Below are 26,792 nucleotides of genomic sequence, written 5' to 3' on the forward strand. Positions count from 1 at the left end.
GATCACTCCCTGCCCGGTGGGGCCTATCCGAGTTTCGGGTCGGTTTCGGCAGAGGTAGACGCTACACGGTCCCGGCCTCCCTCTAACATCACCGGTGTGACTCCCGCTCTAGGCGATATCGGCAAACGGCTGCTGCTCGGGCGCAAACTGCGCAGCACCCAGCTGGGTGAGACCCTGCTGCCGAAGCGCATCGCCCTCCCGGTGTTCGCGAGCGACGCGCTGTCGTCGGTCGCGTACGCCCCTGACGAGGTCTTCCTCACGCTGTCGATCGCCGGGCTGGCGGCGTACGGCTACTCGTGGAAGATCGGCCTGCTGGTCGCGTTCGTGATGCTGGTCGTGGTCGCGTCGTACCGGCAGAACGTGCACGCGTACCCGTCGGGCGGCGGTGACTACGAGGTCGCGACGGTCAACATCGGCCCGACCGCAGGCCTGACCGTGGCCAGCGCGCTGATGGTCGACTACGTGCTGACGGTCGCGGTGTCGATCTCGTCCGGCGTCCAGAACGCGAAGTCCGCGCTGCCGTTCCTCGAGGGCCACGAGGTCCCGCTGGCGGTCGGCCTGGTGATCGTGCTGACCGCGATGAACCTGCGCGGCGTCCGCGAGTCCGGGGCGGTGTTCGCGGTCCCGACGTACATCTTCATGTTCTCGATCATCGGGATGGCGATCTGGGGGCTGATCCGGCTCAGCGCCGGCAACCTTCCGATGGCGGAGAGCTCGGGCTTCGAGGTCCGGCCCGAGCCCGGCAGCGAGCTGTTCTCGGGGGTCGCGGCGGTCTTCCTGCTGGCCCGGGCGTTCTCGTCGGGCTGCGCGGCGCTGACCGGTGTGGAGGCGATCAGCAACGGCGTACCGGCGTTCCGGAAGCCGAAGAGCCGGAACGCGGCGACCACGCTGCTGCTGCTCGGCACGATCGCGATCACGATGCTGATGAGCATCCTGTTCCTGGCCAGCAAGATCAAGCTCCGGTACGCGGAGGATCCCGCGACCCAGCTGTACCAGAACGGCCACCCGGTCGGGGACAGCTACACCCAGAAGACCGTGATCGGCCAGATCGGCGACTCGGTGTTCTCGAACTTCGAGCCGGCCTTCTACCTGGTGATCGGCGCGACCATGCTGATCCTGGTGCTGGCCGCGAACACCGCGTTCAACGGATTCCCCGTACTGGCGTCGATCCTGGCGCGGGACGGGTACCTGCCGCGGCAGTTGCACACCCGCGGCGACCGGCTCGCGTACAGCAACGGCATCGTCCTGCTGGCGCTCTGTGCGGCGGCGCTGATCATCGCGTTCGACGCCCAGGTGACCAAGCTGATCCAGCTGTACATCATCGGGGTGTTCGTCAGCTTCACGCTCAGTCAGTTCGGGATGATCCGGCACTGGACGCGATTGCTGAAGACCGAGACCGAGGCGGCCAAGCGGCGGCACATGTTCCGCTCCCGGGTGATCAACACGATCGGCCTGACGCTGACCGGTGTGGTGCTGGTGATCGTGCTGCTGACCAAGTTCACCCACGGCGCCTACATCGCGATCATCGCGATGGCCGCGCTGTTCCTGCTGATGAAGGGCATCCACCGGCACTACGAGACGGTCCGCCGGCAGATGTCCGCCGAGGACGCCGAGCCGCTGATGCTGCCGTCCCGGGTGCACTCGATCGTGCTGGTGTCCAAGCTGCACAAGCCGACGCTGCGGGCGCTGGCGTTCGCCAAGGCGGCCCGCCCGTACACGCTCGAGGCGGTCACCGTCGACGTCGACCGGGACGAGTCGGACGCGTTGCAGACCGATTGGGACAACCGCGGCATCCCGATCCCGCTCAAGCGGCTCGCGTCGCCGTACCGCGAGATCACCCGGCCGATCCTGCAGTACGTCCGCGACATCAGGAGGCAGTCGCCGCGGGACGTGGTGATGGTCTACATCCCTGAATATGTCGTCGGTCACTGGTGGGAGCACATCCTGCACAACCAGAGTGCACTGCGGCTCAAGGGGCGGCTCTTGTTCACACCTGGTGTCATGGTTACGTCGGTTCCTTACCAACTGCTCTCGTCGCAGGGGGCCGAGGAACGGCAGGACCGGGTGGAACGGGTGGCCGGCCAGGTACGGCGCGGCGCCCGCAAGACGTCAGGAGATCGGTGACAGAGGCAGACAGCTTGGTCGGGGCCGTAGTCGAGCTGGAGGTGGGGCCCGTCGCGCACGGGGGACACTGCGTCGCCCGGTACGAGGGGCAGGTGGTGTTCGTCCGGCACGCGCTGCCGGGCGAGCTGGTGCACGCCAGGATCACCGAACAGACCGCGAAGTACCTGAGGGCCGACGCGGTTTCCGTACTGACACCGTCGCCGCAGCGGATCGAGCCGCCCTGCCCGTACGCCGGGCCGGGGTTGTGCGGCGGCTGTGACTTCCAGCACGCGAACATCGTCGAGCAGCGGCGGCTGAAGGCGACCGTCGTGTCGGACACGCTGCGGCGGATCGGCGGCATCGAGCGGACCATCGTGATGGAGTCGCCGGGCGACGACGGCCTCGGCTGGCGGACCCGGATGCGGTACGCCGTCGTGGACGGGCGGCCCGGGATGTACGCGCACCGCTCGCACGACCTGGTGCAGATCGACCGGTGCCTGATCGCACATCCCGACGCCCCGGCCGTACTGGGCGAGCGCTGGCCCGACTCGTCGTCGGTGCTGGCCGTGGTGTCGTCGGAGGGCAAGACCGCCGTACAGACCGGTAAGGATCCGGGGGAGCGGCTGGTCGAGGTGGTGCGGGACCGGCGGTTCCTGGTGGAGGCCGGTGGGTTCTGGCAGGTGCACCCGGCGGCGCCGGAGACGCTGGTGGACGCCGTACTGAGTGGGCTGGAGCCTGCTGAGGGTGAGACCGCGCTTGATCTGTACTCGGGGGTCGGGCTGTTCGCGGCGTTCCTCGCCGAGGCCGGCTGTGCGGTGCTGGCGATCGAGGGTGACAAGGACGCGGTCCGGAACGCCCGGCGCAACCTCCGCGACCTGAACGGCGTGACGCTGGAGAACGGCGACGTCGACCGCGTCCTGAACGCGGCGGCCGGGCAGGGGCTGGAGCATGTGGACCTCGTGGTCCTGGACCCACCCCGTACGGGCGCCGGCAAGGACGTTGTCCGGCGGATCGCGGCGCTCCGGCCGCGGCGGGTCGCGTACGTCGCCTGCGATCCGGCAGCGCTGGCGCGGGACCTGAAGACGTTCGGACGCCTCGGCTACGGCATCGCGTCGCTGCGAGCCTTCGACCTGTTCGGCATGACCCACCACATCGAATGCGTCGCCGTACTGGAGCCTGTGGACAGTTAACTGGTGAGTCTGGGAGGGCTCGGGTAGCGTCTGGGGCTGGATTCCAAATGCGCTTGGAGACCTGATGCCGCTCGTTGACCTGGACGACCCGGAGGAGTTGCGCGCCCGCTGGTCCGCACTCGCCGCGGTCGCCCATGCCACGGGCTTCGACCGCCGGTGGTACGCCGACGCCGACGGGTACCACCACCAGGACGAGAGCGCGTCGATCCTGCGGATGGCCCGGCTCGAGGACGGGCGGGCGGTGCTGTGGGGTTTCCACACCCAGCACAGCCAGACCGCCGGTGAGGACCTGCTGGCCGGATCGCCGGACTGGATCGGGCAGCCGGAGGTACGGCAGCGGCAGTCCGCGGGCGAGCTCGGCTTCGTGTACGGCGCGTTCAACTCGACGTGGGCGCGCGCGTCGTACCCAGGGGACCCGTGGCAGCCGGTCGACGACGGATTCGCCCCGATCGGGCAGTGGATCACCTCGGACGAGGCCACCGCGGACGAGATGGTCGAGTGGGTCGCGGAGTGGGCGGACTATCTCGGCGGGCTCGACGAGCTCCGGCCGTACGGCATCCAGCTGATCCGATCCGCGGCCGGGCCGGGGATCACGGCCGAGGCGCTCGGGGCGTTCTTCGCGCCGTTCGGCATCGACCCGCGGTCACCGCTGCAGCCCGACATCACCGAGGGCGTCGCCGCCGCCGAGGATTTCACCCGGAACTTTGCAGAACCGGCAAGTTTTGTCACAGACCCTGACACAGCCGAGGTCTCGGTCGTTGAAGCTCCCGTGATCGGAGACAACCCCCCGCCGGAGGACGAGGCCTCGTACGTAGTCCCACCCGGCATCAGCCCCTTCACCGGCCAACCCATCACCGCTCCCCACCCCACCACCCCAACAACTGCCCCCACCGCCGGCCCAGGCGCTGGTGCCGGTGCGGGTGTGGGACCGGGCGGTGCGGGAGCGGGCGCCGGTGCTGGAGCCGGCGGTGTGGGTGCTGCTGCCGGCGGTGGTGTGGGTGCTGGTGCGGATGCCGATGGTGGTGCTGGTCACGCGGAGATCATGGGTCTCCCGTTCGAGCGCCCCTCCGACCACGCCGACACCCCACGGAAGCAGGGCTGGCTGCGCCGCCGCAAACACGACGCAGCCCCCGACCCCGACCCCGAGCCCACTCCACCGAGCAGGGACCTCGCAGCCCCCGGCACATACCTCCCCGACGACACCCCCAGCGCATGGCTCCCAACCCGAGCCCCAGACCCACACCCCGCCGCGGCCCCCAACCCTTCAACCCAGGACGAGCCGCACCTCGACCGGGCGAACCTCCACCAGGCGAACTCCGGCTCGGCACACCCCGACCAGGCGCATCCCGGCTCGGCGGCGCAGCAGTCGTCGGCCGGTGCGTACTCGGCCGGCTTCCAGCATCCGGCGTACGACCCGAGGCTGCCCTCCGCCGAACCCCCGCGCGTCGGAGGCGGTGTCTACGAGGGGGACGACTTCTACAACAGCCTGTTCGCCGACGCCCCCGCCCCGGCCGCCACAACTCCTGACCAGGACTGGGAAACCGCAGAACAGCAGTCCTGGGCCGACCAGGAAGCCACCAGCGAGTACAACCCCTTCGCCACCGGCACCACCGCCCCCGGAAGCACCGCCCCCGGAAGCACCGACACCGCCGACACCGCCGGCGCCCCGGCGCCGGCCGCCGAAGAAGACTGGAACGGCCCAGCCTGGATCAACGGCGAATGGGTAGAACACCCGCCCGCCACCCCCTCGAACCAGTCGCCCGCATCACCCGCCGACGCAGCGCCCGCTGACTCCCCGTTCGCACCGCCCCCGTCAGCTAGCTCCCCGTTCGCACCGCCCCCGTCGGCTCGGGAAGCTGGAGCGGACTCGCAGTACGTCGCGGATGCAGACCTCGAAGACGACGACGCCCCCACCGCAGAGATCGCCGCCGTACTAGACCCCACCCCACCCGACGAAGAAGAACCAGCCTCCTTCACCGGCCCATCCCCCTTCGCCCCCGTAACCGCCCCCGAACCGCACCAGCCCCACCCAGCACACCCCGACCAGGCACACCCAGACCCAACTCGCTCCGAGGTGACGCAGCCGGAGCCGGTACACCCCGACCCGACTGGCCTCGAGGCCGCGCAGCCGGAATTGGCACACCCCAACCCGACCCGCCACGAGGACGCGGCGCAGGGTGAGCAGGTTGGCTACGAGCCGGCGCAGGGTGAGCAGGTTCGGTATCAGTGGGCGCGGAGCGAGCAGGCGGGTCCTGGGGTGGAGGAGTTCTGGGCCGCGCCGCAGGAAGTTGATCAGCAGGCGGGTGGTCTCGGGTATGCGGTGGTTGACGAGGACGACCAGACCGCTGAGATCCCGGCGGTCGTCGACGATCTGAGCGAGGCCCAGCCATCGGGCGTACGAGACGACTACGAGGCTGAGGCTCAAGTTGAGCCTCACCCCGAACCCCAGCCATGGCCCCAACCGCAACCGGAACCATGGCCCCAGCCGGAGCCCCACCCGGCCCCGTGGCCCCAGCCCACGCCGCCAACCCCCGAACCGGACCCCAGCCCGTTCCCAGGCCGCCCGGAGCCGACACCCGGCCCTGTTCCCACCCCAGAGCCCACTCCTGCCCCAAGCCCACTTCCCGACCCGTTCCCGGAGCCAACACCCGACCCGGTACCGAGTCCCGAGCCGTTCCCAGAACCAACACCTCACCCAGTACCGGACCCCGAACCGGCCCCCGCCCCCGAGCCGCTCCCAGACCCCGAACCCCAGCCACACCCAGAGCCCGAACCGGAACCGCTCCCGGCTCCCGAGCCGCAACCGGCCCCGGACCCCGACCAGCTCCCCACCCCCGAACCCACAACCCCCACAGCCGCCCCCCACTACGGGTATGCGGCTGAGTCCCGGTCGGAGTACGTGGGTGAGGGGGAGCAACTTGAGGGTGGCTGGGAGATGGTTCCTGGGCTGCCTGGCCGGTCCGACGCGTTGCTTGGGGTGCGAGGCGGTGACGCTGACGGCTTTGATGGTGACCCGGACGACGAGGTGCCCACTGGGTTCGTGCCGGTGGTGGAGGATGACGAGCCGACCGGTGTGATCGAGGCGGTCGGGTACGACGTCGCACCGGAGGACGCGCCGCACCTGCCGGACGACGCGGAGCTCGGTGCGGGCGAGGAGTTCCCTGCCCACGAGGTGTTTGGTGGGGCTGGGGTGGGTGCGGTTGCGGGGATGGTGGGGTTGGGGCTGGTCGGGGCTGGGGAGCCACGGGTGGTTCCGGAGGCGGGGTCGATCGAGGAAGCTATGCGGTCCGAGGTGGAGCGGCCGCGGCCTCGGCCCGAGGAGTCCGATGCCGAGCAGGCACTGCGGGACTGGTGCCGGGCGCGGACGAAGATCGTGCCGTCCGGATTCACCATCCAGGTGCAGGTCCTGGATCCGAACGCGCCCTCCTACCGCTTCGATCTCGAGCCGCCGGAGGTGGACGATCCGGAGTATGCGACCGGCAAGCTCAGCGAACTGCTCGGCGATCTCTGGCTGACCGAGGCACAGAGCGACCCGGGCGGCTGGTTGTTCGCACGGATCGACGCCGCGGGCCGGACCGTACGGATCGACCGCTGGTACGACCAGGTCCCGGACTGGTGGGACAACCCGGTCGAGGAGCGCCTCGACGTCAACGGTCTGGTACGCCGGTTGTACAGCCGCGGTCCGCAATGGCAACCGACGTACCTGGAGAAGCTGTACACCAGCGCGAGATAGCGTTGGCGCCATGCTTCTCAGGATCTTCACCGAACCTCAGCAGGGCGCCTCGTACGACGACCTTCTCGCCGTCGCGCGCAAGACCGAGGAGAACGGGTTCGACGCGTTCTTCCGGTCCGACCACTATCTCGTGATGGGCGACGGCGACGGGCTTCCGGGCCCGTCCGACTCGTGGATCACGCTCGCCGGGCTGGCCCGCGAGACCAAGCGGATCAAGCTCGGCACGCTGGTCAGCTCGGCCACGTTCCGCAGCCCGGGTGTGCTCGCGATCTCGGTCGCGCAGGTCGACCAGATGAGCGGCGGCCGCGCCGAGCTCGGGCTGGGTGCCGGCTGGTACGAGGCGGAGCACAAGGCGTACGGGCTGGACTTCCCCGACACCCCGGGCCGCTTCGACCTGCTGACCGAGCAGCTCGAGCTGATCACCGGGCTGTGGGACACGCCGCTGGGCGAGAAGTACGACTTCCAGGGCAAGCACTACCAAATCTCGGACTCGCCCGCGCTGCCGAAGCCGGTCCAGCAGCCGCATCCGCCGATCGTCGTCGGTGGTGCGGGCAAGAAGCGGACGCCGGAGCTCGCCGCGAAGTACGCCGCCGAGTTCAACGCCGGCTTCCGCGGCGTCGAGCTCACGGAGACCCTGTTCAAGCGCGTCCAGGCGGCCTGCACCGCAGCCGGCCGCGACCCGAAGACGCTCGCCCTGTCGACGGCCCACACCGTCGTCGTCGGCAAGGACGACGCCGAGGTGAAGCAGCGCGCCGAGGCCATCGGTCGCGACGTCGAGGACCTCAAGGCGAACGCGATCGCCGGTACGCCGGCCGAGGTCGTCGACCGGCTCGGCCAGTTCGCGGCGGTCGGATCGCAGCGTCAGTACGTGCAGATCATGGACCTGCAAGACCTCGACCACCTCGACCTGATCGCCGCCGAGGTCCTTCCACAGGTTTCCTGAGGCCTCTCGAAGTTGGCTCGATGTCGTGTATCTTGATGTCGAGAGAGTTTGCTGCTCCGAGGTTAGGTGAACCTGACCTCGTGGGCAGGCAACGCGGTCGGCAGGATGGGCCGTAGCGGACACGGACTGGACAGAGGAGCAGGTTGATGGCGAGCGTCGACAGCTTCGGTGCCAAGGGGGCACTCGAGGTCAACGGACAGTCGTACGAGATCTTCAGGTTGGCGGGCATCGAGGGTGCGGACACGCTGCCGTACTCGCTGAAGGTCCTGCTGGAGAACCTGCTGCGCACCGAGGACGGCGCGAACATCACCGCCGAGCACATCGGCAAGCTCGGCAACTGGGACCAGAACGCGGCCCCGGACACCGAGATCCAGTTCACCCCGGCGCGGGTGATCATGCAGGACTTCACCGGCGTGCCGTGCGTGGTCGACCTGGCCACGATGCGCGAGGCGGTCGGTGAGCTCGGCGGCGACCCGACCAAGATCAACCCGCTGGCGCCGGCCGAGCTGGTCATCGACCACTCCGTCATCATCGACGTGTTCGGCACGCCGGACGCCTTCGAGCGCAACGTCGAGTTCGAGTACGGGCGGAACAAGGAGCGGTACCAGTTCCTGCGCTGGGGCCAGACCGCGTTCGACGAGTTCAAGGTCGTCCCCCCGGGCACCGGCATCGTGCACCAGGTGAACATCGAGCACCTGGCCCGGACGGTGATGGTCCGCAACGGCCAGGCGTACCCGGACACCTGCGTCGGCACCGACAGCCACACCACGATGGTGAACGGCCTCGGCGTCCTCGGCTGGGGCGTCGGCGGCATCGAGGCCGAGGCCGCGATGCTCGGCCAGCCGGTCAGCATGCTGATCCCGAAGGTCGTCGGCTTCAAGCTGACCGGCGCCGTCCCGGCCGGCGCGACCGCGACCGACGTGGTGCTGACGATCACCCAGATGCTGCGCAAGCACGGTGTGGTCGGCAAGTTCGTCGAGTTCTACGGCGACGGCGTCGCGGCGGTCCCGCTGGCGAACCGCGCCACCATCGGCAACATGAGCCCGGAGTTCGGCTCCACCTGCGCGATCTTCCCGATCGACGACGTGACGCTGGACTACCTGCGGCTGACCGGCCGCTCCGACGACGACGTCGCGCTCGTCGAGGCGTACGCGAAGGAGCAGGGCCTCTGGCACAACCCGGCCGTCGAGCCGCGGTTCTCCGAGTACCTCGAGCTCGACCTGTCGACGGTCGTCCCGTCGATCGCCGGCCCGAAGCGCCCGCAGGACCGGATCGAGCTGAGCAAGGCCAAGGAGTCGTTCCGCGGCGTGCTGCCGGACTACGCGACCGAGGAGACCGAGGTCGACCCGTCGGAGACCGGGAGCTTCCCGGCCAGCGACGCGCCGAACGGTCACGGTCACCCCGACGACAACCCGCACGAGGTTGCCGGTGGCAAGGACCGTCCGTCGAAGAAGACCCGGATCAGCCTGGAGGGCCAGGAGGTCGAGCTCGACCACGGCCACGTCGTGATCGCCAGCATCACCTCCTGCACCAACACCTCGAACCCGTCGGTCATGATGGCCGCCGCGCTGCTCGCGAAGAACGCGGTCGACAAGGGCCTCGCGTCGAAGCCGTGGGTCAAGACGTCGCTCGCGCCGGGGTCGAAGGTCGTCACCGACTACTACGAGAAGGCCGGCGTCACTCCGTACCTGGAGAAGCTCGGCTTCCACCTCGTCGGGTACGGCTGCACCACCTGCATCGGCAACTCCGGCCCGCTGCCCGAGGCGGTCTCGGCGGGCGTGCAGGAGGCGGACCTCGCGGTCGTGAGTGTGCTGTCCGGCAACCGGAACTTCGAGGGCCGGATCAACCCGGACGTGAAGATGAACTACCTCGCCTCGCCGCCGCTGGTGATCGCGTACGCGCTCGCCGGCACCATGGACTTCGACTTCTCCAGCGATGCCCTGGGCAAGGACACGGACGGGAACGACGTGTTCCTGTCCGACATCTGGCCGAGCGCGGACGAGGTCGAGGCGACGATCGCGACCTCGATCAACAAGGAGATGTTCGCGAAGGACTACGCCGACGTGTTCGCCGGTGACGAGCGCTGGCAGTCGCTGCCGACGCCCGAGGGCAAGACGTTCGCGTGGGACAGCGAGTCGACGTACGTCCGGAAGCCTCCGTACTTCGACGGTATGGCGAAGGACCCGTCGCCGGTCACCGACATCGCGGGCGCTCGCGTCCTGGCCAAGCTGGGCGACTCGGTCACCACCGACCACATCTCGCCGGCCGGCTCGATCAAGGCCGACAGCCCGGCCGGTACGTACCTGGCCGAGCACGGCGTGGACCGCAAGGACTTCAACTCGTACGGCTCCCGCCGGGGCAACCACGAGGTGATGATCCGCGGCACGTTCGCGAACATCCGGCTGCGCAACCAGATCGCACCGGGCACCGAGGGTGGCTTCACGCGTGACTTCACCAAGGACGACGCGCCGGTGACGAGCATCTACGAGGCGTCCGAGGCGTACGCCGCGGCCGGTACGCCGCTGGTGATCCTGGCCGGCAAGGAGTACGGCTCGGGCTCGTCGCGGGACTGGGCCGCCAAGGGCACCGCGCTGCTCGGCGCGAAGGCCGTCATCACCGAGTCCTTCGAGCGCATCCACCGGTCGAACCTGATCGGCATGGGCGTGCTGCCGCTGCAGTACCCGGAGGGTGAGACCGCGGAGTCGCTCGGCCTGACCGGCGAGGAGACCTTCGACATCACCGGCGTGACCGCGCTGAACGACGGCTCGATCCCACGCACGGTCCACGTCAAGGCAACCGCGCCCGACGGTGCGGTCCAGGAGTTCGACGCAGTCGTCCGCATCGACACCCCCGGCGAAGCCGACTACTACCGCAACGGCGGCATCCTCCAGTACGTCCTCCGCTCCCTGATCACGAGCTGACCCGCCACCGGCCGCCGAGTCGTAGCGATTGGCTCGGGCCCGGAACTGCGAGTCGTGGATTTGAGTGCTCAGAACAGCGTGTTCGGAGCCGGGATCCACGACTCGGCGGGCGGTAGTCGGCCGGGGTTGTGGGTGGGGGGTGTCGGTGGGGCGGGGTTTACTGAGGGGATGAGCTTGCGGGAGTCGCCTCGGGAGGTTGTGCGGGCTGCGTGTGCTGCGCATGGCGAGGATGTGGTGATCGACTGGTGCGTCGCGTTTCTGACCGGGGAGGTCGCCGGCGAGGAGGCGTACGGGGGTGCGCTGCCGCGGTTGGTGGCGATTACGGGGTCGGCGAATCCGGGTGGGTGGAAGTTGCCGGTCGATCCGGTCAACTACTACTGGATCCGGGTGTGGGCGGCCCGTGTGTTCCTGTACGTATGGCGCGATGACCTTGTGGACGTACTGCGCCAAGCTGCGAGCGATCCGGCCTGGCGGGTGCGGGAGCACGTCGCGAAGATCACCGCACAACGCGAGCTGGGTCAGCTGGTCGACGCCCTGCTCCCGATGCTCGACCACGAGCTGCCACGCGTCCGCGCCGCGGCTGTTCGCGCAGTCGGCGCCGCAGGGGAGTACGAGCACGCCGCCGCGATCGGACCGCTGGCCGCCGATCCTGATCAGGCGGTCCGCGCCGCCGTGGATCGAGCTCTCACGAACCTGGAGAACCGCCTTGACCGATCCGTTCACTGAGATCTCCGCCCGCCTCGCAACGCCGGCCGACGGCGCCGCCGTGGGGGAGATCCACGCCGCGTCCTGGGGCGCGGCGTACGCACCACTGTTCTCCGAGGACGTCGCGCAGGAAGGGATCGCGAGCCGACTGACCCGCTGGCACGACCGGCTACGCGACGGCAACGGGCTGGTCATGATCGGGTACGTCGGCGCCCGCCCGCTGGCGATGTCATGGTCGTCCGCGTCGGAGAGCCGTACGGGGTTCGCGGAGATTCACAGCTTCTACACCCACCCCGACGGCTGGGGGAGCGGCGTCTCCGCGGCCCTGATGGACGCCACACTCCAGCAGTTGCAGGCGGACAGCTACGACCGCGTCCACCTGTGGACGCTCCGCGACACCCCGCAGTCCCGCCGGTTCTACACCAAGTGCGGCTTCACCGAGACCGGCGCGACCCAGACCCGCGACTTCGGCGACGGCAACCCGCTCCCGCAGGTCGAATACGAACGCCCCACGCACTGACCACGCCCGCGCCGACCGGGCACAAGCAGGTGCCTTACACAGAACCTGGGGTCAGCACAGGCTATTTCGGCTCTCCTGCCGTATGTGTGGGTGAACCGACCGCAGGCGGGCGTGGGGTTCCGGGACGAAACTGGAGGCTCGGACAGGTAACCGACCGGGCCGGCAGCGACATTTCGACAGGTAGTGCACCCCGAGACACCGTACGCGCAGCACACTTCGACGCTCAGGTGCACTACCCACCGGCCAGATACCGACCGACACGTCCTGTCGAACTGTCCACCCCGCCACCCTGCCACCCGCACACAAGGCAGCAGAGCCGGTTATCCACTCCTGATGTGGATTCTCTGCTCCTACACCAGCGCAGAACCCTCTACGCGAGTGGATATCCGGCCAGGGTCGGCACCCACGCATCGGACACAAGGGCCGTTGTTTTCTGTACCGCCCCCCCCGCGTTCCTGTTCAAGCCGCCGGCAGGTGGCCGTCGGTGGGGTGGGTGGGTGGGGTTGCGGTCAGGCGTCCAGAGCTGCGCGTAGTTTGCCCGCGTACTCCTCGGCCTCTGCGGTGTCGGTGTACTTGGTGCGCGGCCAGAAGAAGCCGCGCAGGCCGTCGCCCTTGGTGCGCGGCACGACATGGACGTGGAGGTGCGGCACCGACTGGGACACGACGTTGTTCACGGCAACGAACGAGCCCTGCGCGCCGAACGCCGTCCGGACCGCGTCCGCGACCGAGCGCGCCGCGCCGAACAGCGGCACCGTCAGCTCGTCCGGCAGTTCGACGAGCGTCGGTACGTGGGTGCGCGGCACGATCAGCGTATGACCCTTGAACACCGGCCGGACGTCGAGGAACCCGACCACGTCCGGTGTGTCCAGCACGATCTGCGCCGGGGTCGTGCCCGCGATGATGGAACAGAACAGACAATCCGCCATTAGCCCAGCTTCTCGTCAACGAAGCACCAGCGCCAAGTTTCGCCGGGCTCGAAGCTGCGCATCACCGGGTGCTGGGTCGCGTCGTGGTGCTTGCTGGCGTGCTTCATCACCGACGAGTCGCAGCAGCCGACGTGACCGCAGCCGAGGCACAGCCGCAGATGGACCCAGCTGCCGCCGTCGGCCAGGCACTCCTCGCAACCGTCGGGCGTGTTCGGCGTGACCACGAGCGGCGCCTGCTCGAGATGGTCACAGGCCCCGCCCGGCGGCACCTTCGGCCGCAGGTCCTCGGAGCGCCCGCCGACGTCGTCGTCCTCGTCGCGGTCCAGGATCGACTCCTCGATGTCGAGCGCGTTCTGCGCCCGCTGCAGCACCTCGTCCGCGACCAGCCCGGCATCGCGGACCTTCAGGATGTGCGTACGTTCCGCGTCGAGCATCGCGATCCGCAGCCGCCGGTACGCCTCGCTCGGCGTCTCGTACTCGGTCTCCGGCCGCCCGAGCCGCTCCCAGGCGGCTTGGGCGCGCGCCTCGCCCCGCTGCCGCAGTACGTCGAGCACCGCCGGCGGATCGGTCGGCGCCGAGAGCTCGTCGAGCTTCGCGATCGCGGCCCGATGGGCTCCCTGCAGTACGGCGGCCTCCTGCAGCGCGTCCTCCGCCGGATCCGGGCCGGGCAGGCCCAGGCGGCGTACGAGCCAGGGGAGCGTGGAGCCTTGGACGAGCAGGGTGCCCGCGGTGACGGCCAGCGCGATGAACACGAGTACTTCGCGATGCGGCGTGTTCTCGGGCAGCGTGAAGACCGCCGCGAGCGTGACGACGCCGCGCATCCCGGCCCACGACACCACGATCAGCGCCCGCCGGGACACCGGACCCGGGCGCGACGGCCCGAGGAAGCGCCGCGACAGCAGCGTGGTCGGGATGATCCAGATCGGGCGCAGCAGCACGACCGCGACGAAGACCGCGATCGTGGTGGTGGCGATCAGCCAAGCAGGCAAGGGGCTCGCGCTCAGGTCGTCGAGGATCCACCGGGTCTGCAGGCCGATCAGCAGGAAGACCGTGTTCTCCAGCAGGAACTGGAACGTCCGCCAGTTCGTCCGCTCCGACATCCGCGACTTGGCCGACTGGATGATCGGCGCCTTGTGGCCGAGCAGCAAGCCGGTGACGACGACCGCGAGGACGCCGGACGCGTGGATGTAGTGGTTCTCCGCCGCGATGTAGGCGACGAACGGCGCGGTCAGGCTGAGCGTGGTGTCGAGCACCGGATCGGTGAACCGGCGGCGGATCTTCGCCAGCACGAACGTGACGATGATGCCGATCACGACGCCGCCACCGGCCGCGCGCAGGAAGTCCAGGCCGACGTGCCACCAGGTCGGGGCGACCAGCGCCGCGCCGATCGCGGTCCGCAGGCAGACCAGGGCGGTCGCGTCGTTCATCAGGCTCTCGCCCTCGAGGATCGTGACGATCCGGCGGGGCAGGCCGACGCGCTTGGCGATCGCGGTTGCGGCGACCGCGTCGGGCGGCGCGACGACGGCGCCGATCGCGAACGCGGCCCAGAACGGTACCGGCTTCTGACCGATCGAGTCCGCGACCGCACCGAGCAGCCACCACACGACCACACCGACGCCGAGTGCGGTGAACGCCACCAGGCCGACCGACAGCAGCCCGATCGACCGCCGGTGCTTGGTGAAGTCGATCAGGCTGGTCTTGATGGCGGCCGAGTACAGCAACGGCGGCAGGAAACCGACGAGCACCACTTCGGGCGCAAGCTCGACGCGCGGGATGAACGGCAGGTACGACGCGGCGATCCCGACGACCACGAGCAGCAGCCGAGCCGAGATACCGGTCCGCCGGGCCAGCGCCGCCCCGGCCGCGACGACGGCGACAAGGGCTACGACCTCGATCGCGATATGCACGGGCACAGTGTCGCAGCGCGGCCGCGGTTTCCACCCATCGGTTCGCCGACGGCTGAGCCCAGGGTCTGGTACGGGATCCAGTGCAGGATCCGGTACGGGGTCTGGTCAGTACCCGAGCCGTCCTCTAGCGTGTGCGGAGCGGGATCCGTCGATCACCAGGAGTGACTTGATGCGTCGTCGTGTGCTTGCCCTGGCCGCTGTGGTCGCGCTGCTCCTGTCGCCGGTGGTCCCGGCGGCAGCATCGAGTACGGCGGCGTCGAGTACGGTCAGCAACGGATGTGTCGCGTCGGTGCCGGAGCCCGGCACGTCGACACCGGTGAAGATCTGCTACTCGTTGTTCAAGCCCGCGACCGCCTCCGCCCAGCACACCGTGCCGCTGATCTTCCACAGCCACGGGTGGGGCGGCAGCCGGACCACGGACCCGGCGGCGTTCAAGGCCTGGCTGGATGCCGGGTTCGGCGTGCTGAGCTTCGACCAGCGGAGCTTCGGGCAGTCGACCGGCGTCGCGCACGTGATGAACCCGGACTACGAGGGCCGCGACGTGGTCAGGCTCGTCGACCTGGTCGCCGGCCTGGACTGGGTGACGAAGCAACGACCCGGTGACCCGCTGATCGGCGCGATCGGCGGTTCGTACGGCGGCGGGTACCAGTTCGCCGGCGCCTTCACCGAGCTCCGCGACCGCGGCGCGACCCGGTTCGACGCACTCGCGCCGGAGATCACCTGGTGGGATCTCAAGCAGAGCCTCGCGCCGCAGGAGGCGGCCCGGACGCTGTGGCTGTCGATCCTGTTCGCCGGCGGCGGTACGCACCTGCCGCCGGCGGTCTCGGCCGCGTTCGTCGCGCTGATCGCGACCGGTACCTGGCCGAGTGGGAAGGCAGGGCGTGAGCTGGACGCGTTCTTCGCCCACAACGGCCCGGCATGGCACGTGCAGCAGGGCCGCAAGCTCGACATCCCGGTGCTGTTCGGGCAGGGCATCTCCGACAACCTGTTCAACCTCAACCAGGGCCTGGCGAACTTCGACCGCGCGCTGACGTCGCGGGCCCGGGCGCGTTCGATCTTCGTCGGCTACAACGGCGGCCACACGTTGCCCAGCGTCGTACCGCCCGGCTACGCGACCGCGGGCGACCCGTGCTCGATCGCCCTCGGCTCACCGAACTTCTCCAGCCTGTCGATCCGGTTCATGCAGCTGCAGTTGCTGCACAAGCCGACCGGGCTGTCCGGCTTCGGCGCGTACCACCTCTCGACCGCCGCCGGGCGTTGCCTCACGCAACGGAGCCTGACGCCGAACAAGCGCTACCCGCTGGGCAAGATCGTCGTACCGACCGGCGTCGGCCTGCCCGTCAGCCTGCCGATCGCGAAGGGCCCGATCACGGTCGCCGGTACGCCCACGGTGACCGCGAACGTGTACACGGTCGTCCCACAGTCGGCGGCGTACTTCGCACTCAGCGTCGGCAAGAACCCACTGACCGCGAAGGTCGTACAGAACAACACCATGCCGCTGCGCGAGAAGCACACCGCACGCGGCGTACGGCGAACGTTCGAGCTACCCGCGATCGCGGTCGACGTCCCGGCCGGGCAGAACCTCTACCTGACGGTCGCCCCGGTCGCGGACATGTACGCCGGCCAGCGCGGCCCGCTCCCGGGCGTGATGATGCTCAAGAACGGATCCCTCAGCGTCCATCAGGTGCGCTAGCGGATCTTGTCCAGGTGGGTCTTGTAGACGGTCAGGAACGGCTCGTCGGTCGACACGGCCTGGACCAGCCAGTCGCAGGTCTGCTGCGCGGTCGCGATCACGTCCGGCGGGTACGAGTACTTGATCTGGTGCTCCGCGAACTCGTCCTCGTCGTCCACGAACACCGTCCCGTCGCGGCGCTTGATGACGTCCAGGTCGAGGTCGATCATCGTGACCTTGTCGTCGGAGAACTCGACCGGCGTGGTGATATCGGCGTAGATCTCGGTGTACCGCGGCGCGTCGTTGAAGATCGCCGTGAACCACTTGTCCCGCGGGAACAACTGCACATGCGCCTGCTCCTGCGTCACCGTCAGCTCGTCCCCGCGCTGCGACACGGACCCGGCCGGCGCCCCCAGCCACACCCCGTACTCGTCCTCGCCGAGGTGCCGCATCCACTGATGCCAGTGCAGCTTCTCGTCGTACTTGCGGTAAACCACCCGAACATCACGCATAACGCCAAACTTATCGGGCGGCGGGTCAGCGGCGGTTGATCTGGGCGGTGATCGTCGGGTCCTTGATCGCGGTGTCGTTCGCGAGCAGGAACGCCTTGCTGAGGACCAGGCTCAGGACGGGGTCGTCGTCGAACGGCAGGAACAGCTTCTGCGCCCGGCCGTCGCGGGCCGCGACGATACACAGGTACTGGTCGTTCGGCGACATCAGGATGTTGCCGCTGCCCAGATGGATCCGGTACGTCCGGAGGTCGCCGCGGACGGTCAGGAACCGGTCGCCGAGCTCGCACCGGTCGGCGATCGCCAGCCGCGGGACGAGCTGTTCGAGCACCTCGCGACGGAGTTGCCCGGCCGCCGACAGGTCGCCGAAACCGTACGACTGCCAGTAGCCGTCGAAGCGGCGATCGGCGCCGCGGTCGAGCCATTCCGGATCGGCCCCGATCGAGGTGACCCCCACGAACAGGTCGACGTCGCGCAGCACCTCGGTCAGGACGAGCGCCGGCACCTGGGCGAGTTCCAGCGCCTCGTCGGTCCGGACGTCGACGAATCGCACCTGGTCGCTGGTGCAGTACGGGTAGAGATCGGTCGCCGTCGGCTCCTGGTCGTGGATGGGGTCGAAGTAGAACTCGGCCCGGATCCCGGCCGCGTCGAAGGTACGCCGGGCGACGCCGTTGTCGATCCCGTCGTCCCACCACGCGACCGCGACCGGCGACCACCCACGGCCCTTCATCAGCGCCCGCGCCTGGACCTGCCCGAAGATGTGCCCGGCGAAGCGGTTCGAGTAGGCACGGGTCTGTTCCTCGGCGGGTGTCAGCACGTAGAGCTCGCGGTACGCCTGCTTGAACGGCTGCACGATCTGCTGCTCCAGAAGGTACTGCCGCCAGCCGCGGACCTCCTCGGCGGTCGCGTGGATCGGGTGCCACAGCCGCACCTCGGCCTCCGCCGGAATCTCGACCTCGGCGCCCGAACTCGTGACCGCGGTCCGTGCATCCACCGGGATGCCGACGACGTCTTTGCCGAAGACCCACACGAGCGTGCGGGTCAGCCGGCCCGTGACCGGATGGTTCAGGTACCACCGGAGCCAATCCTCCACCGGCCAGTTGCGGTCGACGGTCATCAGCCCGTCGAGCCGCAGCCGCTCACCGGCGATCGTCTTGCGGATCGCCTTCAGCTGGTCACGGATGCCGGCGAGTACGTCGGCGTCGGCCGCCTTCACGTCCGGCGGGACTGATTTGCGCGCTTTTCCGTTCTCGTCGACGTACTCGAGTGACGCCGTACGGCCGTCCACGACGACCACTGCCGAGCCGCGAGACAGTGGTGTCGTCCGCGTGCCGTTGTCGTCCAGGTCGTGGGTCTCGACGGCTCGCTCCAGCAGTTGGTCCCGGGTCAGGCCCTGCGCGGCGGCCAGTACGTCGATCGCCTTGCGGATCTGCTTCAGGAGCGTGCCGTGCCGCACGGTGCGTTCGAGCGCGAGCAGTTCGGTGATCGACGGCGGGTGGCCGATCTCGACCATCGCCTGCGCCGACGCGTTCGCGAGCCGGAGACTGCGCGGCTGGCCGAACTGGCCGCCGATCACGGTCACCGTCTTCACGGCGAGACGACGGAGCTGGGACAGCGTGGACGGGTCCCGCACCATGCCCGCCAGTGCGACCGCGCCGCACAGGAAGGACTCGTTGGCCGGGGTGACGTAGCTCGTCCAGGTATGGCGCTCGTACTGCCTCTCCGTGTCGGCGGCGTCGAGTGGAGCATCGAGCAGCGCCCCGGCGAGAGCTCCGGGCGCGGACAACAGGCCGATCACCCGCACGGCCTCGGCCGTCCACTTCTTCGACGGCTTGCCCTTGGCCGGGAACGCCGCGAGCAGGTCGAGCACCGCGGCAGCGGTCGCGCTCGACTCGCCGGCCGTCTCGAAGACGGCGCGGAGCCGAGGGCCGATGTCGTCACCCTCGTCGATCAGGTCGAACCGGATCCCGTCCTCGGGGCCGATCAGCTTCCGCAACCGGGTCGCCGTCGGCGGGTCCTGGAGGCCGTCGATCGCCCGCCCGATCAACGGCCGCAGCCGTTCCTGCTCGGCGGCAGGCAGCGCGGCGTACGCATGTTCGACCTGGCGGCTGACCGCGCTGAGCGCCTGACTGCTGTACCAGGACTGCGGTCGCTCGAGTTTCGCTGCCCGCGGTGTCAGCAACCGCTCGAGCTGCTCCGCCGACAGCGCGAGGCGCTTCCGTGCGATCACCGAGAGCAGCCTGGCGTAGTGGTAACTGTCGACCTGGTCGGAGGCGGCGAGGATGCACTCCCGCCGAAGCTCGTCTGGCGCCTGCAGGATCGCCTGGAGCTGCGGCAGCGCCCGGGCTTCCGGCTCGGTCGTCCACGAGCGGCCACCGATCGACCGGAGCGCCGCCGCCACCAGCGACGCGGCTGTGTCCTGCACGGCTCAGCCCCCGGCCAGCTGGACCAGGCGGACGAACCGGATGTCGGAGTCCGCGGTCAGCGTCAGCTCCTCGTCGAGCTCGGTGACCTGCCGGTCGTCGATCAGCACGAAGAACCCGTTGCGTTCGAACGCCTCGATCGCCCGGTCGGCCTGCGGCTCCCAGTCGACCCGGCGCTGCTCCGGCGCCGCGTTCGACCGGGCGACCTCCTCGCGCACCCTGGTCCGGACGAGATCGCGCAGGGTGATCTCGTCAGGAATGCCCTCCAGGACCGTGGTCGTGCCCACCCGCCCGGTCCCCGACACGTCAATGATCTGCACAGTGATCCCCACCCGCGCAGCATAGTCAGCTGCCGAGGGCGCGGAGTTGCTCCAGGTAGGGCTTGTAGGCGGTCAGGAAGGGTTCTGCGGTGGTGATGGTGGTGGCCAGGTGGTTGCAGACGGCCTGGGCGGTGGCGATCACCTGGGGCGGGTAGCCGTAGCGGATCTGGTGCTCGTGGAACTCGTCCTCGTCCACCACGTGCACAGAGCCGTCGCGGAGCAGGCGGATGTCGAGGTCCAGGTCGACCGCGGTCACCGAGTCGACGCCGAACTCGGCCGGCATGGTGATGTCGCAGTAGATCGCGGTCTGGTGCGGGGTGTCGTTGAACAGGGCGCTCCACCACTGCCCGCGGGGGAACAGCCGGACCCGGTAGTGGTCGATCGTCTGCCAGTTCCCGTCGGCGCGCTGACCCTGGCTCCCGGGCAGCGATCCGACCCAGAGGCCGTGCTCGTCCTCGCCCAGCCGGATCGCCTCGAGCAGGCGGTGCGGCTGCCCGTCGTACTTGCGGAACAACGTCGTCACCATCTCCACCTGATCACCCTAAGTGAGACCTGACACACCTTCGAACCAGCCACTCCCAGGTAGCGTCTTGGAGTGTGCATAGACTCAAGCATTCGAGAACGACCCGCGGGAGGAGCTCGATGCGCGTGCTGGAGACGGTGGGGGGTCCGGAGGACCTCAAGGAGCTGACCGATCAACAGCTGACCGAACTCGCGTCGGAGATCCGCGACGTGCTGGTCGAGACCGTGACCCGGACCGGCGGCCACCTCGGACCGAACCTCGGCATGGTCGAGATCACGCTGGCGATGCACCGCGTGTTCGACTCGCCACGCGACCGCCTGGTCTATGACACCGGCCACCAGACGTACGTCCACAAGCTGCTGACCGGCCGCGCGCCGAAGTTCGACACCCTCCGCCAGCAGGGCGGCCTGTCGGGGTACCCGAGCCAGGCGGAGTCCGACCACGACATCGTCGAGAACAGCCACGCCTCGACCGCGCTCTCGTACGCCGACGGCCTGGCGAAGGCGTTCCGGATCCGGCACGAGGACCGGTACGTGGTCGCGCTGATCGGTGACGGCGGCCTGACCGGCGGCATGGCCTGGGAGGCGCTGAACAACATCGCCGCCGCCCAGGACCTGAAGCTGGTCATCATCGTGAACGACAACGGCCGTTCGTACAGCCCGACCGTCGGCGGTCTCGCGACCCACCTGACCAGCCTGCGCACGAACCCGCGGTACGAGAAGATCCTCGACCTGATCAAGAAGAACCTCGGCCGGACGCCGTACGTCGGCGCTCCGATGTACGAGGTGCTGCACGGGGTGAAGAAGGGCCTCAAGGACATGCTCGCCCCGCAGGGCATGTTCGAGGACCTCGGCCTGAAGTACGTCGGCCCGGTGGACGGGCACGACCGGCAGGCGCTCGAGGACGCGCTGCGCAACGCGAAGGCGTTCGGCGGTCCGGTGATCGTGCACGCGGTCACCAAGAAGGGCTATGGGTACGCGGCCGCGGAGGAGGACGAGGAGGACAACCTCCACCAGATCCGCCCGGCCAACAAGCCGCGTGGCTGGACGGACGTGTTCTCCGACGAGCTGGTGAAGATCGGCCACCACCGGCCGGACGTGGTCGCGATCACCGCCGCCATGGAGCACCCGGTCGGCCTGGCCGCGTTCGCCGAGGAGTTCCCGGACCGGTTCTTCGACGTCGGGATCGCGGAGCAGCACGCGGTGACGAGCGCTGCCGGTCTCGCGCTCGGCGGCATGCACCCGGTCATCGCGCTGTACTCCACGTTCCTGAACCGCGCCTTCGACCAGCTGCTGCTGGACGTCGCCCTGCACAAGTGCGGCGTCACGTTCGTGCTCGACCGCGCCGGTGTGACCGGTGACGACGGCCCGAGCCACAACGGCATGTGGGACATGTCCCTGCTGCAGATCGTCCCGGGCCTGCGGCTCGCCGCGCCACGGGACGGTAAACGCGTGCAGGAACTGCTGAACGAGGCGATCGAGGTGGACGACGCCCCGACCGTCCTGCGATACGCGAAGGGCGAGGTGTTCCCGGACATCGAGGCGATCGACCGCATCGGGCCGATCGACGTGCTGCATCGCTCCGGCAACGACGTGCTCCTGGTCGGGATCGGGGCGATGGCCGCGACCGCGATCGACGTCGCGCAGCGCCTGGAGGCCCACGGCTTCGGCGTCACTGTCGTCGACCCCCGGTGGGTGAAGCCCGTCGACCCGAAGCTCGTCGAGCTCGCCGCGGACTTCAAGCTGCTCGTCACGATCGAGGACAACGGCCGCGCGGGTGGCTGCGGTTCAATGATCGCCCAGGCGTTGCGGGACGGCGGGGTGCAGACGCCGCTGCGCGACTTCGGTGTGCCGCAGCGGTTCCTGGAGCACGCCAAGCGCGCCGCCGTACTGCAGGAGATCGGACTGACCGGCCAGGAAGTGGCCCGGGAGATCACGGAGCAGCTGACCAGGCACGACGGCGCCGCGCTCACCGAGCCGGATCCGGCCGGCGGCCGTAACGCCTAGCTGGCACTGTGACTGAGGCGGGACGGCCTGACCGGCGCAGTCGGCACAGCCGGCACGCGGCCGACCGGCGGCGGTCGCGGGTCTGGCCGATCCTGCTGTCGCTCGCGCTGGTCGCGGCGGCGGTCGCGGGCGGTCTCGCGCTGCACCGTTCGAGCCAGGACGACCAGAACGCCGCGGACGGTGACGGCGGCACGACCGCGATCGATCTGGCGGCCCGCTCGGCGGCCGTCGACCAGGTGCTGAAGCGGCGCGCGCAGGCCGTCCTCAGCGGCAACGAGCAGGAGTTCGTCGCCGACGTCGACCCCGCCGACACCGGGCTGGTCGCGCGCCAGCGGACCCTGTTCACGAACCTGCGCCAGTTCGGGTTCGCCAAGCTCGCCTATCAGCAGCTCGCCCAGCAGTACGACGACACCATCGCGCAGAAGTACGGCCCCTCGACGTACCTGGTCGCGGTCGCGATGCAGTACCAGATCAGCGGCATCGACCTGGTGCCGGTGCGCGCGATGCTCGGCTACACGTTCAGCCGCCGCCCCAACGGGACCTGGATGCTCGTGTCCGACTCCGATCTCGACAAGCGCCTGCCGCGCGGCTCGCACCAGGAGGCGTGGGACACCGGCCCGGTGCTGGTGAAGCGCGCGCCGCGGGTCCTCGTGGTCGTCGAGCAGGGGCAGGACGCGCTGGCGGACAGCCTGGTCACGATGTCCCAGAGCGCGGTGAAGGCCGTCTCGAAGAGCTGGCCCGGCGGCTGGAACGGCTCCGGCGTGGTGATCGCGCTCGACGACAAGGTGGTCCGCGGCGCCGACTACAGCCAGCCGAAGAACGCCGAGGACGCGCTCGCGATGGCGACCTTCGTGTACCGAACGCTGCCCGGTGAGGCGACAGGGGAGGGGCAGCGGGCCGACTCGTACGTCGTGATCAACCCGCACAACCGCACCAAGGTCGACGCCCGCACGCTCGCCCACGAGTTCACCCACGTCGCCACTGCGCCGTACGGGTCGTATGCCCCACGCTGGCTGGTGGAGGGCGCCGCGACGTACGTGGAGTTCCTGCCGATGGACGGGCAGAAGGACCTGGCGATCTCGCAGTACCGGCTGGACGTCCGGACGAAGTACCTGGCGAAGGCGAAGGCTCTGCCGGCCGACGCGACGTTCTTCGACCAGGCTGACAGCTCGTACCCGCTGTCCTGGCTGGCGCTCGACTACCTGTTCAACCGGTTCGGCGGCACCGAGGTCGGCACGCTGTACCGCGAGCTGGCGTCGCTCGGTGTGACCCAGAAGGATCGCGACCGGATCATGCTCGAGCACGTCGGCATGACCGAGGCGGGACTTTTCCGCGCGCTCAAGGCCGCCGCGGCAGCGTAAGGCCGCGGCTGTCGAGTAGGGTGACCCAGCTGCGACCCATCGGGTACTCGGAGGGGAACGACCCGAAGTGAGTGCAACGACGCCCAACACCGGCCCGCGCCGCTGGCTGGGGCTGCTGCTCGCGGTGGCTCTGGTGTCGGGCGGCGTCGTCTACACCGTTGAACAACGCGAGCAGGACGCCCGCGAACGGGTCACCGCGTCGCGGACCACACCGCCGCCTCCGAAGGCCACGCGACCGTCCAGGGTCGCCGCGGCCGTGGCGGCTCGACGGGTCGCGGTCGACACCATCCTGCTGCGCCGGGCCAAGGCCGTGCAGCTCGGCAACGAGCAGCTGTTCCTGGCCGACGTCGATCCGGCCAACAAGAAGCTCGTGGCCGCGCAGAAGGTCCTGTTCGCGAATCTGGTCGAGATCGGCTTCGGCGAGATCGGCTACAGCCAGGCCGAGGAGCGCTTCAACCCCGCGGTGCTCAAGGCCCACGGGAGTACGACGTACCTGGTCCGCGTCCTGATGCGGTACCAGATTCCGAAGGTCGACTTCACGCCGGTGACGACCGAGCTCGGCTACACGTTCGTCGCCCGCGGCGGGCACTGGCTGCTGACCGCGGACAACGAGCTCGACAGCGACCTCGGGCCGGGCGCGCACCGGGAGGCCTGGGACCTCGGCCGGATCGAGGTGCAGCGCGCGCCGCGGGTGATGGTGATCGTCGAGAAGGGCGACACCAAACGCGGCCGGTCGATCGTCCGTGAGGCGAACGAGGGCCTCGCCGAGGTCACCCGGTACTGGCCGCTGAAGTGGGCCGGTGCCGTCCTGGTGATTGCGCTCGACGAGACCGAGGTCCGGGACGCGCGCTTCGCCGACGAGGACATCGAGTCCGCGGCCAGTACCGGCTCGACGTTCTCGTCGCTGCCCGGCCAGGACACCGCCGACGGTACGGTCGCCGGTGGGTACGTCGTCATCAACCCGAACGAGCGCGACCGCGTCGACGAGATCCTGCTGTCGCACGAGCTCACCCACGTCGCGACCGCGGCCCTCGGCGGGTACGAACCACTCTGGCTGGCCGAGGGCGCCGCGGAGTACGTGTCCTGGAGCGGCATCGAGGCGATCAGCGGACCGGGCGAGGTCGGCAAGTGGGAGCAGGAGGTCATCGACGACGCCCTGCCGCAGCTGACCGCGTTGCCCACCGACGCCGGCTTCTACGAGAACTCCGCGGACGTGTACGGCGTCAGCTGGCTCGCCGTTCGGTATCTCGTGCAGCGGGTCGGGCTCGCCGCGGTCGAGCAGCTGTACACCGACGAGGCGATGAACGGCACCGACCAGGCGGCCCGCGACCGCATCCTGCTGAGCCGTACCGGCCTCACCGAGGCGACGCTCTGGACGTCACTGGCAACATACCGGCCGCAACGCTGAGTGGCGGTTTGACCTCATCGAGTCAGAGAGGCAGTCTCGAAGGGTTCCGTCCTGTCTTTTGGTAGGCACCGTCGAGGAGGCGCAGATGAGTCTTGTGCGGAAGAAGACGATCGAGCAGTCGATCGCCGACACGGACGAGCCGGAGTACCAGCTCAAGAAACGCCTCACCGCGATAGACCTGACCGTCTTCGGCATCGGTGTCATCATCGGTGCCGGCATCTTCACCCTGACCGGGCGCGCCGCCAAGCTGTACGCCGGTCCGGGTATCGCACTGTCGTTCGTCTTCGCGGCCATCTGCTGTGCGCTGGCCGCACTCTGCTACGCCGAGTTCTCGTCCACGGTCCCGGTGTCGGGTTCGGCGTACACGTTCTCGTACTTCTCCCTCGGTGAGATCTTCGCGTGGATCATCGGCTGGGACCTGCTGCTGGAGTTGATGCTCGGGGCAAGCGTGGTGTCGCAGGGCTGGTCGACGTACGCGAAGTTGTTCCTGGACCAGATAGGGCTCGGCTGGCCGGACTCGATCGGGCCCGACAGTCATGTGAACGTCCTCGCGATGGTGCTCGTCCTGGTGCTGGCGACGCTGGCGACGATCGGCATCAAGGAGTCGCTGCGGGTCAACCTGGTGCTGGTCGCGATCAAGCTGTTCGTCGTGCTGTTCGTGATCATCGCGGGCCTGTTCTACATCAAGAGCTCGAACCTGACGCCGTTCGTGCCGCCGAGCGTTCCGTCGCCGGGAGGTGGCGTCGAGCTGACCACGCCGCTGTTCCAGGCGGTCTTCGGCTTCACGCCGTCGACGTTCGGGATCATGGGGCTGGTGTCCGGCGCGTCGCTGGTGTTCTTCGCGTTCATCGGGTTCGACGTGGTCGCGACCACGGCCGAAGAGGCCAAGAACCCGCAGCGCGACCTGCCGCGCGGCATCATCGGTTCGCTGGCGATCTGCACCGTGCTGTACGTGCTGGTCTGCATCGTGATCACCGGCATGGTCAAGTACCCCGACATCAACGGTGAGGCCGCGCTCGCCGAGGCGTTCCGGTCGGTCGGCCGGGGCGGTTTCGCGACGCTGATCTCCGCGGGTGCGGTCGCCGGTCTGACCACCGTCGTCCTGACCCTGATGATCGGTGCGGCCCGGGTCGTGTTCGCGATGAGCCGCGACCACCTGATGCCGCGGCAGCTGGGCAAGACGCACCCGAAGTGGGGCACGCCGTACCGGCTGACGATCGGCATCGGCATCGCGGTCGCGATCATCGCCGGGGTCACCCCGATCGGGAAGCTCGAGGAGATGGTGAACATCGGCACGCTGGCGGCGTTCACGCTGGTCTCGATCGCGGTGCCGCTGCTGCGCAAGAGCCGCCCGGACATCGAGCGCTCGTTCCGGGTGCCGCTGAGCCCGGTGATCCCGATCGTGTCCGCGGTCATCTGCATCTACCTGATGCTGAACCTGTCGCTGGAGACCTGGCTGCGGTTCGCGATCTGGATGGTGCTCGGCTTCGTGATCTACGCGCTCTACGGCTACCGCAAGAGCCGCGTCGGGATCGAGCAGGCAACCGGCGAGGTCCAGAAGGCCTGACGGTCTGAGGTGTGGTCCTTCGGGCGGCCGGTCGGCGGTAGGATCGGCCGACTGT

18 protein-coding genes are annotated in these 26,792 nt (G+C 69.2%); 12 read left to right on the top strand and 6 right to left on the bottom strand.

All coding sequences use genetic code 11. The features are described 5' to 3' along the window. The first annotated feature begins 96 nt into the window (after window positions 1–96). From ACGFI6_RS16915 to ACGFI6_RS16945, 7 genes are all read left to right on the top strand, one after another. Window positions 97–2,124, top strand: coding sequence for an APC family permease (locus ACGFI6_RS16915; protein WP_393119370.1), 2,028 nt, complete (start codon window positions 97–99; stop codon window positions 2,122–2,124). Continuing rightward, window positions 2,121–3,293, top strand: coding sequence for a class I SAM-dependent RNA methyltransferase (locus ACGFI6_RS16920; RefSeq protein WP_393119372.1), 1,173 nt, complete (start codon window positions 2,121–2,123; stop codon window positions 3,291–3,293). The genes ACGFI6_RS16915 and ACGFI6_RS16920 overlap by 4 nt, the downstream gene beginning before the upstream one ends. Before the next feature lie 64 nt (window positions 3,294–3,357). Further along, on the top strand, window positions 3,358–7,026 hold the full coding sequence (locus tag ACGFI6_RS16925) for a hypothetical protein (protein WP_393119374.1): 3,669 nt from the start codon (window positions 3,358–3,360) through the stop codon (window positions 7,024–7,026). A 10-nt stretch (window positions 7,027–7,036) separates the two neighbouring features. Further along, a complete protein-coding gene (locus tag ACGFI6_RS16930; RefSeq protein WP_393119376.1) occupies window positions 7,037–7,969 on the top strand; it encodes an LLM class F420-dependent oxidoreductase in 933 nt (310 codons plus the stop codon). A 146-nt stretch (window positions 7,970–8,115) separates the two neighbouring features. Next, window positions 8,116–10,890 (top strand): aconitate hydratase AcnA, encoded by a 2,775-nt coding sequence (gene acnA, locus ACGFI6_RS16935; RefSeq protein ID WP_393119378.1) that lies wholly within the window; start codon window positions 8,116–8,118, stop codon window positions 10,888–10,890. 168 nt (window positions 10,891–11,058) lie between these two features. Then, the gene (locus ACGFI6_RS16940) at window positions 11,059–11,616 is read left to right on the top strand and encodes a HEAT repeat domain-containing protein (RefSeq protein ID WP_393119380.1); all 558 of its coding nucleotides are present in this window, start codon (window positions 11,059–11,061) and stop codon (window positions 11,614–11,616) included. Next, window positions 11,597–12,115: a GNAT family N-acetyltransferase gene (locus ACGFI6_RS16945; protein ID WP_393119382.1), complete on the top strand. Its 519-nt coding sequence runs from the start codon at window positions 11,597–11,599 to the stop codon at window positions 12,113–12,115. Before ACGFI6_RS16940 ends, ACGFI6_RS16945 begins: the two co-directional genes overlap by 20 nt. Window positions 12,116–12,624: 509 nt before the next feature. Here the strand turns inward: ACGFI6_RS16945 and ACGFI6_RS16950 are convergent. Continuing rightward, the gene (locus tag ACGFI6_RS16950) at window positions 12,625–13,041 is read right to left on the bottom strand and encodes an HIT family protein (RefSeq protein ID WP_393119384.1); all 417 of its coding nucleotides are present in this window, start codon (window positions 13,039–13,041) and stop codon (window positions 12,625–12,627) included. Continuing rightward, window positions 13,041–14,948: a Na+/H+ antiporter gene (locus tag ACGFI6_RS16955; protein WP_393119386.1), complete on the bottom strand. Its 1,908-nt coding sequence runs from the start codon at window positions 14,946–14,948 to the stop codon at window positions 13,041–13,043. Before ACGFI6_RS16955 ends, ACGFI6_RS16950 begins: the two co-directional genes overlap by 1 nt. Window positions 14,949–15,117: 169 nt before the next feature. On the opposite strand from ACGFI6_RS16955, the gene ACGFI6_RS16960 reads away from it, so the two are divergent. Next, complete coding sequence (locus ACGFI6_RS16960; protein ID WP_393119387.1) at window positions 15,118–16,641, top strand: CocE/NonD family hydrolase; 1,524 nt, start codon at window positions 15,118–15,120, stop codon at window positions 16,639–16,641. Here ACGFI6_RS16960 and ACGFI6_RS16965 read toward each other — a convergent pair. The 4 genes from ACGFI6_RS16965 to ACGFI6_RS16980 are packed head-to-tail and all read right to left on the bottom strand — an operon-like array spanning window position 16,638 to window position 20,398. Beyond that, on the bottom strand, window positions 16,638–17,132 hold the full coding sequence (locus tag ACGFI6_RS16965; protein WP_393119389.1) for a DUF402 domain-containing protein: 495 nt from the start codon (window positions 17,130–17,132) through the stop codon (window positions 16,638–16,640). The genes ACGFI6_RS16960 and ACGFI6_RS16965 overlap by 4 nt on opposite strands. Window positions 17,133–17,157: 25 nt before the next feature. Next, window positions 17,158–19,554, bottom strand: a complete 2,397-nt coding sequence (locus tag ACGFI6_RS16970; protein WP_393119391.1) for a DUF4132 domain-containing protein — start codon at window positions 19,552–19,554, stop codon at window positions 17,158–17,160. Between the two features lie 3 nt (window positions 19,555–19,557). After that, window positions 19,558–19,884 carry a hypothetical protein gene (locus ACGFI6_RS16975; protein WP_393119392.1) on the bottom strand — a complete coding sequence of 109 codons (327 nt, stop codon included), beginning with the start codon at window positions 19,882–19,884 and terminating at the stop codon, window positions 19,558–19,560. A 13-nt stretch (window positions 19,885–19,897) separates the two neighbouring features. Beyond that, entirely contained in the window at window positions 19,898–20,398 is a 501-nt protein-coding gene (locus ACGFI6_RS16980; RefSeq protein WP_393119751.1) for a DUF402 domain-containing protein, read from the bottom strand. Window positions 20,399–20,514: 116 nt separating this feature from the next. On the opposite strand from ACGFI6_RS16980, the gene dxs reads away from it, so the two are divergent. From dxs to ACGFI6_RS17000, 4 genes are all read left to right on the top strand, one after another. Next, window positions 20,515–22,401, top strand: a complete 1,887-nt coding sequence (gene dxs / locus ACGFI6_RS16985) for a 1-deoxy-D-xylulose-5-phosphate synthase (RefSeq protein ID WP_393119394.1) — start codon at window positions 20,515–20,517, stop codon at window positions 22,399–22,401. Between the two features lie 8 nt (window positions 22,402–22,409). Then, window positions 22,410–23,762: a hypothetical protein gene (locus ACGFI6_RS16990; protein WP_393119395.1), complete on the top strand. Its 1,353-nt coding sequence runs from the start codon at window positions 22,410–22,412 to the stop codon at window positions 23,760–23,762. Window positions 23,763–23,829: 67 nt separating this feature from the next. After that, complete coding sequence (locus tag ACGFI6_RS16995; protein ID WP_393119397.1) at window positions 23,830–25,170, top strand: hypothetical protein; 1,341 nt, start codon at window positions 23,830–23,832, stop codon at window positions 25,168–25,170. Between the two features lie 85 nt (window positions 25,171–25,255). Continuing rightward, entirely contained in the window at window positions 25,256–26,737 is a 1,482-nt protein-coding gene (locus ACGFI6_RS17000; protein ID WP_393119398.1) for an APC family permease, read from the top strand. The last annotated feature ends 55 nt before the right edge of the window (window positions 26,738–26,792 follow it).

The sequence above is a fragment of the Kribbella sp. NPDC048928 genome (assembly GCF_043197975.1).
Lineage (GTDB): Bacteria > Actinomycetota > Actinomycetes > Propionibacteriales > Kribbellaceae > Kribbella.

What these genes read in the sequence shown, in the direction of transcription:
- ACGFI6_RS16930 (WP_393119376.1), top strand. Translation starts at nt 7,037, where the DNA reads ATGCTTCTCAGGATCTTCACCGAACCTCAGCAGGGCGCCTCGTACGAC.
- ACGFI6_RS16965 (WP_393119389.1), bottom strand. Translation starts at nt 17,132, where the DNA reads ATGCGTGATGTTCGGGTGGTTTACCGCAAGTACGACGAGAAGCTGCAC.
- ACGFI6_RS16980 (WP_393119751.1), bottom strand. Translation starts at nt 20,398, where the DNA reads ATGGTGACGACGTTGTTCCGCAAGTACGACGGGCAGCCGCACCGCCTG.
- ACGFI6_RS17000 (WP_393119398.1), top strand. Translation starts at nt 25,256, where the DNA reads ATGAGTCTTGTGCGGAAGAAGACGATCGAGCAGTCGATCGCCGACACG.
- dxs (WP_393119394.1), top strand. Translation starts at nt 20,515, where the DNA reads ATGCGCGTGCTGGAGACGGTGGGGGGTCCGGAGGACCTCAAGGAGCTG.
- ACGFI6_RS16925 (WP_393119374.1), top strand. Translation starts at nt 3,358, where the DNA reads ATGCCGCTCGTTGACCTGGACGACCCGGAGGAGTTGCGCGCCCGCTGG.
- ACGFI6_RS16960 (WP_393119387.1), top strand. Translation starts at nt 15,118, where the DNA reads ATGCGTCGTCGTGTGCTTGCCCTGGCCGCTGTGGTCGCGCTGCTCCTG.
- ACGFI6_RS16940 (WP_393119380.1), top strand. Translation starts at nt 11,059, where the DNA reads ATGAGCTTGCGGGAGTCGCCTCGGGAGGTTGTGCGGGCTGCGTGTGCT.
- ACGFI6_RS16950 (WP_393119384.1), bottom strand. Translation starts at nt 13,041, where the DNA reads ATGGCGGATTGTCTGTTCTGTTCCATCATCGCGGGCACGACCCCGGCG.
- acnA (WP_393119378.1), top strand. Translation starts at nt 8,116, where the DNA reads ATGGCGAGCGTCGACAGCTTCGGTGCCAAGGGGGCACTCGAGGTCAAC.